This is a genomic window from Hankyongella ginsenosidimutans (assembly GCF_005144965.1).
Classification (GTDB): Bacteria; Pseudomonadota; Alphaproteobacteria; order Sphingomonadales; family Sphingomonadaceae; genus Hankyongella; species Hankyongella ginsenosidimutans.
On sequence record NZ_CP039704.1, the window covers coordinates 1875090 to 1888354 of the forward strand.

The 13265-nt window shown below is 61.9% G+C and carries 7 protein-coding genes, 1 tRNA gene and 5 pseudogenes; 6 read left to right on the forward strand and 7 right to left on the reverse strand.

Annotated elements, in window-relative coordinates:
• Positions 1 to 9 precede the first annotated feature (9 nt).
• Positions 10 to 528: a hypothetical protein gene (locus E6W36_RS10975; protein ID WP_222872625.1), complete on the reverse strand. Its 519-nt coding sequence runs from the start codon at positions 526 to 528 to the stop codon at positions 10 to 12.
• Positions 529 to 1548: 1020 nt separating this feature from the next.
• Between E6W36_RS10975 and E6W36_RS23415 the strand changes: the two genes are divergently transcribed.
• Together E6W36_RS23415 and E6W36_RS23420 are read left to right on the forward strand one after the other, a co-directional pair.
• Positions 1549 to 1944, forward strand: a complete 396-nt coding sequence (locus E6W36_RS23415; protein WP_222874465.1) for a TorF family putative porin — start codon at positions 1549 to 1551, stop codon at positions 1942 to 1944.
• Positions 1941 to 2153 (forward strand): hypothetical protein, encoded by a 213-nt coding sequence (locus tag E6W36_RS23420; RefSeq protein WP_425459732.1) that lies wholly within the window; start codon positions 1941 to 1943, stop codon positions 2151 to 2153. The genes E6W36_RS23415 and E6W36_RS23420 overlap by 4 nt, the downstream gene beginning before the upstream one ends.
• Before the next feature lie 210 nt (positions 2154 to 2363).
• Here E6W36_RS23420 and glnA read toward each other — a convergent pair.
• The 3 pseudogenes from glnA to E6W36_RS11000 form a co-directional block, all read right to left on the reverse strand.
• Positions 2364 to 3775 (reverse strand): annotated as a pseudogene (gene glnA / locus E6W36_RS10990) (type I glutamate--ammonia ligase).
• A gap of 61 nt (positions 3776 to 3836) precedes the next feature.
• A pseudogene (locus E6W36_RS10995) lies at positions 3837 to 4157 on the reverse strand (P-II family nitrogen regulator); the annotation flags it as partial.
• Between the two features lie 189 nt (positions 4158 to 4346).
• A pseudogene (locus E6W36_RS11000) lies at positions 4347 to 5717 on the reverse strand (L-serine ammonia-lyase).
• 293 nt (positions 5718 to 6010) lie between these two features.
• Between E6W36_RS11000 and E6W36_RS11005 the strand changes: the two are divergent.
• A tRNA-His gene (locus E6W36_RS11005) sits at positions 6011 to 6087 on the forward strand.
• Positions 6088 to 6549: 462 nt separating this feature from the next.
• On the opposite strand, the gene E6W36_RS18965 is transcribed toward E6W36_RS11005, so the two are convergent.
• Both E6W36_RS18965 and E6W36_RS11010 read right to left on the reverse strand, forming a co-directional pair.
• Positions 6550 to 6783: a hypothetical protein gene (locus E6W36_RS18965; RefSeq protein ID WP_246047547.1), complete on the reverse strand. Its 234-nt coding sequence runs from the start codon at positions 6781 to 6783 to the stop codon at positions 6550 to 6552.
• Positions 6780 to 8330: a PHA/PHB synthase family protein gene (locus tag E6W36_RS11010; RefSeq protein WP_246047548.1), complete on the reverse strand. Its 1551-nt coding sequence runs from the start codon at positions 8328 to 8330 to the stop codon at positions 6780 to 6782. Before E6W36_RS11010 ends, E6W36_RS18965 begins: the two co-directional genes overlap by 4 nt.
• A gap of 346 nt (positions 8331 to 8676) precedes the next feature.
• Here E6W36_RS11010 and E6W36_RS23425 point away from each other — a divergent pair, with 346 nt between their 5' ends.
• Positions 8677 to 9213 (forward strand): aminotransferase class I/II-fold pyridoxal phosphate-dependent enzyme, encoded by a 537-nt coding sequence (locus tag E6W36_RS23425; RefSeq protein ID WP_425459629.1) that lies wholly within the window; start codon positions 8677 to 8679, stop codon positions 9211 to 9213.
• Positions 9149 to 9880: an aminotransferase class I/II-fold pyridoxal phosphate-dependent enzyme gene (locus E6W36_RS23430; protein ID WP_425459630.1), complete on the forward strand. Its 732-nt coding sequence runs from the start codon at positions 9149 to 9151 to the stop codon at positions 9878 to 9880. The genes E6W36_RS23425 and E6W36_RS23430 overlap by 65 nt, the downstream gene beginning before the upstream one ends.
• A 102-nt stretch (positions 9881 to 9982) precedes the next feature.
• Here E6W36_RS23430 and E6W36_RS11020 read toward each other — a convergent pair.
• A pseudogene (locus E6W36_RS11020) lies at positions 9983 to 11571 on the reverse strand (MFS transporter).
• 402 nt (positions 11572 to 11973) lie between these two features.
• Between E6W36_RS11020 and E6W36_RS11025 the strand changes: the two are divergent.
• A pseudogene (locus E6W36_RS11025) lies at positions 11974 to 13264 on the forward strand (homoserine dehydrogenase).
• Position 13265: the final 1 nt, after the last annotated feature.

Genomic DNA, 13265 nt, shown 5'->3' on the forward strand with positions numbered 1-13265 from the left:
ATAAGGGGTTCAACCCGGTACAGACAACGAGATGTTGATGTCAGTCGAACAAGGCGTCGATATCGTCCTGAGAGGCGCCACCGGCGTCAGCGAACAGGGCGTCGATGTCTTCCTGCTGCGCCCCGCAGGCGGATACCGGCGCAGCCGACGATCGCCGGCGTCAAAAATCTCATCCACCGTCGACTGCTGTTCGGCAGAGCGCGGGCCGTTGATCAGTGCCGCCAGCTGCATCACATGCTCGCGCATCTCGCGCGCCAGAACGGCGGCGGCGGGTCCGACCGGCGCTTGTGGATCGGCGCGCAGAACCGACTGCAACGAAGTCAGCCCAGACAGCACGATGATATTCAACTCGCGCACCAGGGCGTTGAAGCGGCTGCGAATGATCGGCGGCGTAAGCTCGAAGGCTGCGATCAGCAGGTCCGAGTCGCGAAATCCGCTGGCTTGGAAATGTTCCTGATAGGTGCGCGGATACCAGCCCACAAACTCCATGATGGCGTCCGGCATCTCCTCGGCATAATCGAGGGTCATGGATATTTCATTGTATTGATTGAGAAAATCTGTCGCAAGCCCTGTGGACGGGCTAATGCTGGTATGAGCGCGAGCTGCAAGCTCCGCCAGCCGCGCCGGCGCGGGCGCCGCGGCAATGCTCGTGACCTTCTGCTCCTCTGTCCGTGTTGCTGGCCGAGCCATGCCACCCCGTGCGCCAAATATTTCTCATGAACCTTGGCGCTAACCCTAGCCGCCATGGGTAAAGACGGGATTAAGGAGCGCAATGGCCCAGCGAACGGTTCCAAGGGCATTAGACGAAGGTTTAGTATTTTTGGGCGCCGTGTTTTTGCGTTGCAAAAGCTGTGATGCAGTGCAATATTCATCCTTGCCGTAAGGCGATCCTCCCCAAGGATTGAACTGGGCCGCTTCCAAGGAGGCGGCCCTTTTTGCCCGCGCTACGGGCCACCCACGCCAAAAAATCAGTCCTGCTTTCATGTAACGCAGAGGCTGTCATGATGTAGTCGTTTCAAACAAAACAACTCCCACTTTCACTGGAAGCGACGTCGCCACACGGGCGTGGCGTGGCGTGGGAAAAATGTATGGCATCGATCCCTATAAGAGCGTTAATACGATATTAACGATCAATCGTTATTGCTTCATTGCTTGCTGTATATGGTAGAATTGCTTGAAAATGAAATAGTCCCTGCATGACGTCACATTTTCGCAACAGTGATGGACGGCTTGTCGTGCGGCGTGATTTTTGCCTTGTGCAGCGCAGCAATTGAGCGTCCAATCTTCACGACTGGCGCGTCATGATTATCGCAGGCGCACATGCGGGCGCGGGAAGGGAAACCCACCGGTTTTATGCGCAGGCGATCGACTGGAGGCGTTGTCAGCAAAGCGAACGAGTTCATGCAACGAGCAGAGGATAATGCAGTTGAAGGCTAAGATGGGTGTCGCACTGATCGCTGTAAGTGCGATTCTTGCAGCGGGTGCTGTGCGTGCGGAAGAGGAGGCTGCGGCCCCGAAGAAACGTTCAGCTTTACCGGTAATGTCGGGCTGTTCTCGGATTATCGCTTCCGCGGCGTATCGCTCAGCGACCGCGATGTCGCGCTTCAAGGAACGGTCACGGCAACCCATAACCCAACTGGAATTTACGCCGGCTTCTGGAGCAGCACGATAGAACAGCTCAACGGCGCTGAAGCCGAACTGGATCTTTACGCGGGTTGGGCCAAAGAGCTTGGCCCAGTGAAGCTCGATGTTGGTGCTACTGGCTATGTCTATCCCGGCGGTGATGATGTAAATTACTTCGAACTTTATGCCAAGGCTGGCCATGAGTTCGGGCCTCTTTCGACGACCTTGAGTTTTACTATGTTCCAGACCAGAAGAATACGGCGGAAGACAATTACTACGTCAGTCTCGGCGGTTCGATCGGCATTCCATCGACGCCGCTGACCCTGAACGCCAGCTTCGGGTACGAACGCGGCGCGTTCGATTTCAGCGAGACCGAAGTCGATCCGCGCGATAACGGCAAGCTCGACTGGTCGCTCGGTGTCAGCGCCAGCTATAAATTGTTCACGTTCGCCGTCTCCTACGTCGACAGCAACCGCGACCTGAATATCGGGCACGCCGGGGTTGTTGCCTCAATCACCGCCGGATTCTGATCCAGCGTCACCACTGGAGCGATTTCCAATCGAATGGAATCATTCGATGATTAAGAAATCGCGGTAAAACAAGAAGCAAGAGCGGCGATCTGATCCAATCAGATCGAAAACCGCTCTAAAAACCGGCCAGTGCGAACTGGCCGGTTTTTGCGTTTCAAAAGCGCCGGTGAAGCAAGGCCTCACCGGCGAGAGAAACCCATGCTTTACGCGTTACGCACTGTAATACATGTCGAACTCGACCGGGTGCGGCGAGAGTTCCCAGCGCTCGACCTCTTCCATCTTCAGCGCGATATAGCTGTCGATGAAATCGTCCGAGAAGACGCCGCCACGCGTGAACACCTTGCGGCTCTTGTCCAGGTGCGTCAGCGCCTCGCGCAGTGAGGCGCACACGGTCGGCACCTTCTTCAGCTCGCGCGGCGGCAGTTCGTAGAGGTTCTTGTCCATCGGCTCGCCCGGATGGAGCTTGTTCTCGATGCCATCAAGGCCCGCCATCAACATTGCAGCATAGGCGAGATACGGGTTCGCCATGGCGTCGGGGAAGCGTATTTCCACCCGCTTGGCTTTCGGCGACGAACCGTACGGGATGCGGCACGACGCAGAACGGTTACGGCTCGAATAGGCGAGCAGCACCGGCGCTTCATAACCCGGCACCAGGCGCTTGTAGCTGTTGGTCGAGGGGTTGGAGAAAGCGTTGATCGCCTTGGCGTGCTTGATGATGCCGCCGATATAGTACAGCGCGGTTTCAGACAGCCCGGCGTAGCCGTCGCCGGCGAACAGGGGTTTGCCGCCCTTCCACAGCGATTGGTGCGTGTGCATGCCGGAGCCGTTGTCTTCCTTGATCGGCTTCGGCATGAAGGTCGCAGTCTTGCCGTAGCTGTGCGCCACCATGTGCACGACATATTTGTAGAGCTGCATGTGGTCGGCGGTCTTGGTGAGCGTCGAGAAGATCATGCCGAGTTCGTGCTGGGATGCCGCCACCTCGTGGTGGTGCTTGTCCATCGGCACGCCCATCTGCAGCAGCGTGGTGACCATTTCCGAGCGCAGGTCCTGGCAGCTGTCGACCGGCGGCACCGGGAAGTAGCCGCCCTTGGCGCGCGGACGGTGACCCATGTTGCCCTCGTCATAGGCGCGGGCGGTGTTGCCGGGCAGTTCGATATCATCGAACTCGTACATCGCGCCATTGTAGCCGACCTTGAACTTCACGTCGTCGAACACGAAAAACTCGGCTTCCGGACCGACGTAGACCGTATCGGCGAGCTTGGTCGACTGCAGGTAGCTCTCGGCCTTCTTGGCGATCGAGCGCGGGTCGCGGTCGTAGCCTTCGCCGGTCGAGGGCTCGAGGATGTCGCAGAACACGATCAGGGTCGGCTGCGCGGCGAACGGGTCGACGAACACCGATTCCAAGTCGGGCTTCAGGATCATGTCGGACTCGTTGATCACTTTCCAGCCGGCGATCGACGAGCCATCGAACATCACGCCTTCGTCGAACATGTCGGCGTCCATGACCGAGGAGCACATCGACAGATGCTGCCACTTGCCGCGGGTATCGGTGAAGCGAAGATCGATCCATTCGATCTCCTTTTCCTGATCATGGCCACGATTTCTTTGGAGGACTTGGACATGGTTATTCCTTGTAGTTTGGCGGACGAATGGTGCGGGGAATGCGCTAGATCGCGTCGGCGCCCGCTCGCCGGTGCGGATGCGAATGACATCGTCGATGGTGGAGACAAAGATCTTGCCGTCACCGATGCGGCCGGTCTGAGCCGCCTGCTGGATCGCCTCGATCGCACGCGGCGCAATCGCATCCTCGACGACGATCTCGAGTTTTACCTTGGGCAGGAAGTCCACTACATATTCGGCGCCGCGGTAGAGTTCCGTATGGCCCTTCTGCCGCCCGAAGCCCTTGGCTTCCAGTACGGTGATGCCGGAGACGCCCACCTCGTGCAGGGCTTCCTTCACCTCATCCAGTTTGAACGGCTTGATGATCGCCTCGATTTTCTTCACGTTTTCCAGCCCCATCGCCTGCGCGGAGCGCCGCCCGGCTCCGCCCGCCATTTGTTAACAGGATATAAGCAGGATATGTGCCAGTCGCGACGGCAATCGACGCCGCGGCGCAGCGTGCGAAATTGGCCGTGGGCCCAGATTTTCTGCCTAAAACTGTGCAAGTGCCCAGTGGCTGGGCAGCAGCGGCGCTCAACACGCGATCACGTTGACCGCCAGACCGCCCTGGCTGGTTTCCTTGTACTTGGAGGACATGTCGAGTCCGGTCTGGCGCATGGTCTCGATCACCTGGTCGAGCGATACGCGGGTCTGTCCATCCGCGTGCAGCGCCAGGCGGGCGGCATTTGCCGCCTTCACGGCGCCGAGGGCGTTGCGCTCGATGCAGGATCTGCACCAGTCCGCCGACGGGGTCGCAGGTCAGGCCCAGATTGTGTTCCATGGCGATCTCGGCAGCGCTCGCCACTTGGTCCGGCGTGCCGCCCCAGACGGCGGCCAGCCCGCCGGCCGCCATGGAGCAGGCGACGCCGACTTCGCCCTGGCAGCCCATCTCGGCGCTGGAGATCGAGGCGCGCTGCTTGTAGAGAATGCCGATGCCGCCCGCCGTCAGCAGCATGGTACGGGCAGCGGCCCGGTTCAGGCCATCGCTGGCGCAATAGTGGCGCAGCACGGCGGGGATGATCCCGGCGGCACCGTTGGTCGGGGCGGTCACCACCCGGCCGCCGGCGGCGTTTTCTTCGTTCACCGCCATGGCGTAGACGTTCAGCAGGTCGAACAGTTGCTCACGCTCGTTGCTGGGCGGTGCGCCGTTCAGCTTGCGCCACAGGGCGGGTGCGCGGCGGCGCACCTGCAGCCCGCCGGGCAGAACGCCTTCCTGCGTCAGGCCGCGCGCGATGCAGTCGAGCATGGCGTCGACGATGCGATCCAGCCCGGCAAGGGTCTCGGCGCGAGGGCGGTGCGCGTCCTCGTTCGCCAGTACGATCTCGGGCACGGTCCTGCCGTGCTGGACACACAACGCAAGCAACTGCGCTGCAGAATGGAAGGAAAGGGCACGCGTACGCCGATCCGCACCAGATCGTCGGGTGCCGGCGTCTCCAGTTGCTGACGCGAGGCGATGAAGCCGCCGCCGGTGGAATAATGCTCGTCCTGCGCCAGCACAGCGCCGGTCGCATCACAGGCGCTCAGCAGCATGCCGTTCGGGTGCAGGGCCGGCATGATGTCCATGCGCAGGTCGATGTCCCGGCGCGGCGCGAACGCGATGCTGTGCACACCCCAAGCCGGAGGCGGCCTTGATCATGGATTGCGGCGACGACAGCCTGCGCTTCGTCCGGGTCAAGCGTCTCGGGGTCATGGCCCGCCAGCCCAAGCACGACCGCCTTGGGCGTGTCGTGCCCGGCGCGTCAGCGCCAGCGAGCCCCAGAGCTCAACGTGGACACGCACAACCTGTTCTAGGACTCCGGCTTTCTGTAGCCCCATGGCGAAGCGCTGCGCGATCCGCATCGGGCCGACGGTGTGCGAGCTGGAAGGCCCGATGCCGATGCGGAAGACGTCCAGTACCGAAAGCATGCCCACTCCCCGGATTGGCGCTTGTTTGCGCAATTATCTTTGCCGTTTGCGCAATGTGGATAGCATGGTCGCGGTCCGCGCGGAATGGCTTTCCGTGCAGGCGATGCACCATAAAACCGCGCCTGGTAGTGGGTCATTTTGAATAAACCGCTCGTGGTGAGCTCGGACAGAACCACGAGCCGCTCAACCCTTCGTCCAGCTCAGGGTGAGCGGCAAATTTCAAAATGACCCGCTACCCCGCGCCTTGACGGCTGGACGGCGCGCCCTTAAACGGCTTAACCTTCGTCTGCGTGGCGACTGTAGCTCAATCGGTTAGAGCGCTGGTTTGTGGTACCAGAGGTTGCGGGTTCGATCCCCGTCAGTCGCCCCATCTGCTCTAGCAGGCTGTTGAAAAAGCGGAATAATACAGTCCTTTTCGTCATTCCGGCGAAGGCCGGAATCCATGGGCGTTTATTACACAACGAATATAAGGTGTTAGCCATAGACCCCGGCCGGAGTTTATCCCCGTTAGGGGCCGGGGTGACGGCTGGGGTTTGGAGTGCGGGAGACCACTTTTTCAGCAACCTGCTAGTGTCCTGAATCTGAAATCCGTCACACCCAATATCAGGCGCGGCTGGATTTCAGATTCGAGAAGGACACTCGCAAGATATTGTTTCTCGTGTCGTTTTCAGAATAGAAGTTCGCTTGATCGCCCGATATCATGGTGGAGCGAACTTCTATCCCACGACACTAGAGCGATTTCCAGTCAGATGGTATCATCTGACGATTAAGAAATCGCGGCAAAACAAAATCATAGAGCGTCCGATCTGATTCCATCAGATCGAAAACCGCTCTAGCAGCGCGCTTTCACATAGCGTCCCGGCGCATCCTCGATCACGGGCAGGTCTGCGGTGCCCGGAATGCGCGCCGGCACCTGCTTTCCGGATAGCGGCTTCAGCCAGTCCAGCCAGTCGGGCCACCATGATCCCTTGTGCTCGGTGGCCTGCGCCTGAAATTCCTCGATCGTCTCCGGCAGGGTTTCCGCGGTCCAATACTGGTATTTCTGTGCGGAGGGCGGGTTGATCACCCCGGCGATATGGCCGGAGCCCGCCAAGATGAAGCGCAGCGGCCCCTGAAATACTTGGTGATCTTGATGACCGAGCGCGCCGGCGCGATGTGGTCCTCCTTGCCGGCTTGCACATAGGTCGGGGTTTTCACCTTGCGCAGGTCGATCGGCGTATCGTTCACCGTCAGCGCGCCGGGCTGCACCAGCGCGTTCTTCAGGTACATGTTGCGCAGGTAATAGAGGTGCATGGCCATCGGCAGCCGGGTCGCATCCGAGTTCCAGTACAGCAGGTCGAACTGCATGGGATCGTTGCCGAGCAGGTAATTGCTGACGACATAGTTCCAGATCAGCTCGTTGGCGCGCAGCATGTTGAAGGTCGTCGCCATGTACGATCCGTCGAGGTAGCCGTGCTCCTCGCTCAGCCGCTCAAGGGTATCGAGCTGCTGTTCGTCGACGAAGATGCCAAGATCGCCAGCGTCGGCGAAGTCGACCTGCGCGGTCAGAAACGTCGCGGACGCCACCTTCGCCTGCTGCTTGGTCGCGTGCAGGTAAGCGAGCAGGGCGGCGAGCGCCGTGCCGGCCACGCAATAGCCGACCGTATGCACGGCCTTCACGTTGCAGATTTGCGCCGCAACCTCGAGCGCCTTGAGCTCGCCTTCGATCAGATAGTCGCTGAACGTGGCGTTTCGCAGCGAACTGTCCGGATTGACCCAGGATGTCATGAACACCGTGAACCCGGCGTCCAGCAGGTAGCGCACCAGGCTTTTCTTCTCGGTCAGGTCCAGGATGTAGAACTTGTTGATCCACGGCGGGAAGAACAGAATCGGGATGTCATGCACCGTCTCGGTCGTGGGCGTGTACTGGATCAGCTGGAACAGCCGGTTCTCGAACACCACCTTGCCGGGCGTCGCTGCTACATTGACGCCAACCTCGAACGCCTTCTCGTCGGTCATGGTGATGCGGCCGCGTTCCAGGTCGTTCAGCAAATGCTCGAACCCGGCCAGGAGGCTCTGGCCCTTGGTTTCGGCGATCTTGCGCAGCACATCGGGGTTGGTGGCGGCGAAATTCGTCGGCGACATGGCGTCGATGAACTGGCGGGTGTAGAATTCCGCCTTCGCTTTCACCTTCGGATCGATGTTGTCGACAGAGTCGACCATCTGCATCAGGTAGTCGGAGGTCAGCAGGTACGACTGCTTGACGAAGGCGAACAGGGCATTCTCCTGCCATTCCGGCGCGGAGAAGCGCCGGTCGCGGCCGTTGCCGTCCGCTGCCGTCTGCCCATCGCCCGGCTGCAGGAAGGATTGCCAGAGCTTGACGCTGTCTTTGAGGAACTGCGCCTGCATCTGCCCCAGCTTTTCCGGGTTGTTGGCGAGGCCGGCGGCGACCTGCGCCCAGGCCGACCAGAGGCCCAGCGGGTCCGGCTCCGTCGAGTCGACTTGCGGTTTCTGCCGCATCCAGAACTCATGGGAGAGTTGCTGCGCTTTGCCGAACAGGCGGGTCCATGTCTGAAAGGCGGCAAAGGCTTCTGCGGTGGGGTCCGTCTGCGGCTGGTCTGGGCTTTGTTCCATGATCTTTCTTCTTCCATGCATCCGCGTGATGCCTGTTTGGCATGCTCTTGCCCGACGGGGTAGAGGTGGCAGCCAAAAATATCGGCAAACCATGCTCGTGTCGTGGAATCGAAGTTCGCTCCACCATGATATCGGGCGATCAAGCGAACTTCGATTCTGAAAACGACACGAGAAGCAATATCTTGCGAGTGTCCTTCTCGAATCTGAAATCCAACCACGCCTGGTATCGCGCCTGATATTGGGTGTAACGGATTTCAGATTCAGGGCACTCGCCCGCAGCTTTCGTGCGCGATATAGAGAATGTCCCGTCGGCATTGTGCCGGCGGGTCAACCTGACGAGTCCTCGATGAACGAAGAATTCTACCGCATCAAGCGCCTGCCGCCCTATGTCTTCGCGCAAGTGAACGCGATGAAGGCGGCCGCCCGTGCGGCAGGCGAGGACATCATCGATCTCGGGATGGGCAACCCCGATACGCCGCCGCCGCCGCATGTCATCGAAAAGCTGGCCGAGGTGGCGCGCAAGCCCGACGCGCACGGCTATTCGGCGTCCAAGGGCATCTCCGGCCTGCGGCGGGCGCAGGCGGCCTATTACCAGCGACGCTTTAGCGTCGACCTCGACCCGGAGACCGAGGTGGTGGTGACGCTCGGTTCCAAGGAGGGGCTGGCCAACCTCGCGCAGGCGATCACCGCGCCCGGTGATGTCATTCTGGTGCCGAACCCCAGTTACCCGATCCACATGTTCGGCTTCATCATTGCGGGTGCTGCCCTGCGCGCTCGGCGGCGCCGGCCCGGATTTCATCGCCAGTCTGGAACGCGCCATGCACTACAGCGTGCCCAAGCCAACAGCGCTGGTGCTGGGTTACCCGTCCAATCCGACGGCTGAGGTCGTGGGCCTCGATTTCTATGCCGAGGTCGTCGACTTCTGCCGCCGCCACCGCATCTGGCTGCTGTCCGACCTTGCTTACGCGGAAATCTATTTCGATGGCGCGCCGCCGCCCTCCGTGCTGCAGGTGCCGGGCGCGCGCGACATTGCGGTCGAGTTCACGTCCATGTCCAAGACCTATTCGATGGCCGGGTGGCGCATCGGCTTCGCGGTAGGCAACAAGCAGCTGATCGGCGCGCTGACCCGGGTCAAATCCTACCTCGACTATGGTGCCTTCACACCGATCCAGGCTGCTGCCTGTGCGGCCCTCAACGGCCCGCAGGACTGCATCGACCAGGTGCGCCAGATGTACAAGTCGCGCCGGGACGTGATGGTCGACAGCTTCGGCCGCGCCGGCTGGGACATTCCGGTGCCGCGCGCCTCGATGTTCGCTTGGCGCCGGTGCCGCCGGCCTTCCAGCATCTGGGCGCTGGAATTCTCCAAGCAGCTGCTGACCAATGCACAGGTCGCGGTCGCGCCGGGCGTCGGCTTTGGCGAGCTTGGTGAAGGCTATGTGCGGATCGCGCTGGTCGAGAACGAGCATCGCATCCGTCAGGCCGCGCGCAACATCAAGCGCTGGTTCCAGCAGGCGGGCGTCAACACGCCGGCGCAGAGCGCGGCGGAGTGATGGCTGGCAATCAAACTTGATGCGACCGGTTGTGAGACCTGTGTGCGCATGATCCCTCCTCCCCTGACAGGGAGGATTTTGCCCCGCGCACAGCGCGCGTTATCAAATATGGCCAATCTCCCGCCTGTGGGTCTCCGGCAGGAAGAACAGGCTGACCAGGAATGCCATCAGCACCACGCCGAAGGTGTACCACAGGCCGGAGAAGGCGCCACCGGTCGAGACGACGATGTATTGCGAGATGAACGGCAGAAACCCACCGAAATAGCCGGTGCCGATGTGGTAGGGCACGGACATGGAGGTGTAGCGGATGCGCGCTGGGAACAGCTCGACCAGAATGGCGGCCACCTGCCCATAGGTCATGGCGGAGAGCGCCACCATCACGGCAACCGCAAGCACGATCTTCCAAGGGTTGCGCCGGGCTGGGTCGGAGCTGTCCGGGTAGCCGGCCTGCACCAGTGCTGCGGCATAGCGATCGGCATCGAACCCTTCGACCCGCTGATCGCCGACCGTGAGCACCAGCGTATCACCGGTCGTCTTGGTGTAGCTGACGCCCTGCTTGGTCAGCCAGGCGAGCGCCTTGCCGCAGTCGTTGGGCTGCTTGGCGGCGAAGATCTGGTACTCGCATCCAGCGGCGGAGATGCTGATCGGCGCGCGCTTGCCCGCCTCGACCAATGCGGGGTTGGCGCCGTCCGCCATCAGGTGGAACATCGGGAACAGCAGCAGCAGGGTCAGGCCATAGCCGGCCAGCAACACCGGCTTGCGGCCCAAGCGGTCGGTGAGCCAGCCGCAGCCGACATAGAGCGGCCCGGCGAGCAGCGCGCCTGACGCCATGTAGAACAGCGCCGTTTCCTCGGGGATTTTGGCGGTACCCTGCAGGAAATACAGCGTGCTGAACTGAGAGGTATAATAGATCACGGTCAGCCCGGCCGCGACCCCGAACAGGGCGACCAGCACCTGCCGCGTGTTTTCCCAGCTTGAGAAGCTCTCGGCCAGCGGCGCGCGCGACGTCGCGCCGGCGGACTTCATCGCCTGGAACACCGGACTCTCGCTGAGCTTCAGCCGGATGTAGAGCGAGATCGCCAGCATGAGCAGCGACAGAATGAATGGCAGACGCCAGCCCCAGGCGTTGAAGTCGTCCGGGCTCATGCTGTGGCGGCACGCCAGGACCACGACCAGACACAGCAGGAAGCCACCAGGCACTGCGACCTGGATCCAGCTCGTATAAAGGCCGCGCTTGCCCTTGGGCGCATGCTCGGCGACGTAGATTGCGGCCCCGCCATATTCGCCGCCAAGCGCCAGCCCCTGCAGCAGGCGCAGCGCCAGCAGCAGAACCGGCGCCAGCAGCCCGATGTCTGCGAACGTCGGCAGAAAGCCGATGGCGGCGGTCGCCCCGCCCATCAGGGAAATCGTGATCAGGAACGTGTATTTCCGGCCGACCCGGTCGCCGAGGATGCCGAACACGACAGCACCCAGCGGACGCACGCCGAAGCCTGCACCGAACGCCGCCAGCGAGGCCAGAGTCGCGGCTGTCGGATTGCCGGAGGGAAGAAAAGCTGCCCCAGTAACGACGCCAGGATGCCGTAGAGAAAGAAATCATACCACTCGAACACGGTGCCGAGCGAGGAGGCGACGATCACCAGCCGGTCGCGTTTGCGCAGGGCCTGAGCGTCCGCGCTGTTCTCTGTGGTCACGATCTTCCCCTGGAGCCTGCTCGCTTGAGGTTGAGCATGTTTGCTTCAACCGATGGCGTGCATCAGGCTCTTTCTATGAATGAGGCCATGATTCACGTATCAGATCGGTTCAATCTGAAACGATCATGGTCTGGTGTGTTTTTCGATAACGCGTCGCGCGCAAGTTTCTGTCAAGCCGGAGCGCAGCCGCGGGTAGTGGGTCATTTTGAATAAACCGCTCGTGGTGAGCTTGACGAACCACGAGCCGCTCACCCCTTCGTCCAGCTCAGGGTGAGCGGCAAAATTTCAAAATGACCCGTTACGCGGTTGCGACAGCACCATTCAGATTGATTCAATCGGAAACGATCAAGGTCTAGCCAAGCCGCACCAGCGCGGCTACCAGACCCGGCGACAGGAGGCGACATGACTGAGGCGCTGAAGATCGGGATCGCGGGGCTGGGCACGGTCGGCGCAGGCGTGATCAAGCTGTTGCAGGCGAATGCCGCCCATGTGGCGGCGCGCGCCAATCGTCCGATCGTCGTCACCGCCGTCAGCGCGCGCGACCGCCACCGCGAGCGTGGCATTGATCTTGGCGGTTTCGCCTGGGTCGACAATGCCCCTGATCTTGCCGCGCGCGCCGATGTCGACGCGGTCGTCGAGCTGATCGGCGGGTCGGATGGCCCGGCGCTGGCGCTGGCACGCGCGACGCTGGGTGCCGGCAAGTCCTTCGTCACCGCCAACAAGGCCATGATTGCGCACCACGCCATGGAGCTTGCCGAGCGCGCGGAGGCGATGAACGCTGCGCTCAAGTTCGAGGCCGCGGTTGCCGGCGGCATCCCGGTCATCAAGGGCATGCGGGAAGGGCTGGCCGCCAACGCGATTTCCCAGGTCGCCGGGATCCTCAACGGCACCTCGAACTACATCCTCAGCGTCATGGAGCGCGAGGGCGCGGCTTTCGCCAAGGTGCTCGCCGATGCACAGGCGCTCGGCTATGCCGAGGCCGATCCGACCTTCGATGTGGACGGGATCGACGCCGCCCACAAGCTCTCGATCCTTGCCAGCCTGGCCTTTGGCGCGCGCCCGCTGTTCGAGGGCGTCACCACGGCCGGCATCCGCGAGATTCTGGCGGCTGACATCGATTACGCCCGCGTGCTGGGCTACCGGATCAAGCTGGTCGGCGCGGCGCGGCTGGTGGACGGCAAGCTGCTTCAGCGCGTTCATCCCTGCCTGGTGCCGATGGCGCACCCGTTGGCCCATGTGATGGATTCGACCAACGCCGTCCTGGCCGAGGGCAATTTCGTCGGCCGCGTGCTGTTCGAGGGCCGTGGCGCCGGCGAAGGACCGACCGCCTCGGCCGTGGTCGCCGACCTGATCGATATCGCCCGCGGCGAGTTCGGCCCGCCGCTTGCGATGCCGGTCTCGGCGCTGATGCCGCTTGAGGCCGCGGATCCGCTGGCACCGTCCGAGCGCGTCTACATCCGCTTGACGGTCGCGGATCGCCCGGGCGTGCTGGCGGAAGTCACCGCCATCCTGCGCGATTTTGCCGTCTCGGTCGAAAGCGTGATCCAGCGCGGCGCGGCGCCGGAGGGCGGCGTTTATTTCGTCCTCACCACGCACCGGACCCCTGAAGGCGGCGCATGGCGCGCTCAGCCAGATCAGCGGCCTCGGCAGTATGCTGGGCCAGCCGCTCATGATGCCAATCCTGGAGAATTGAT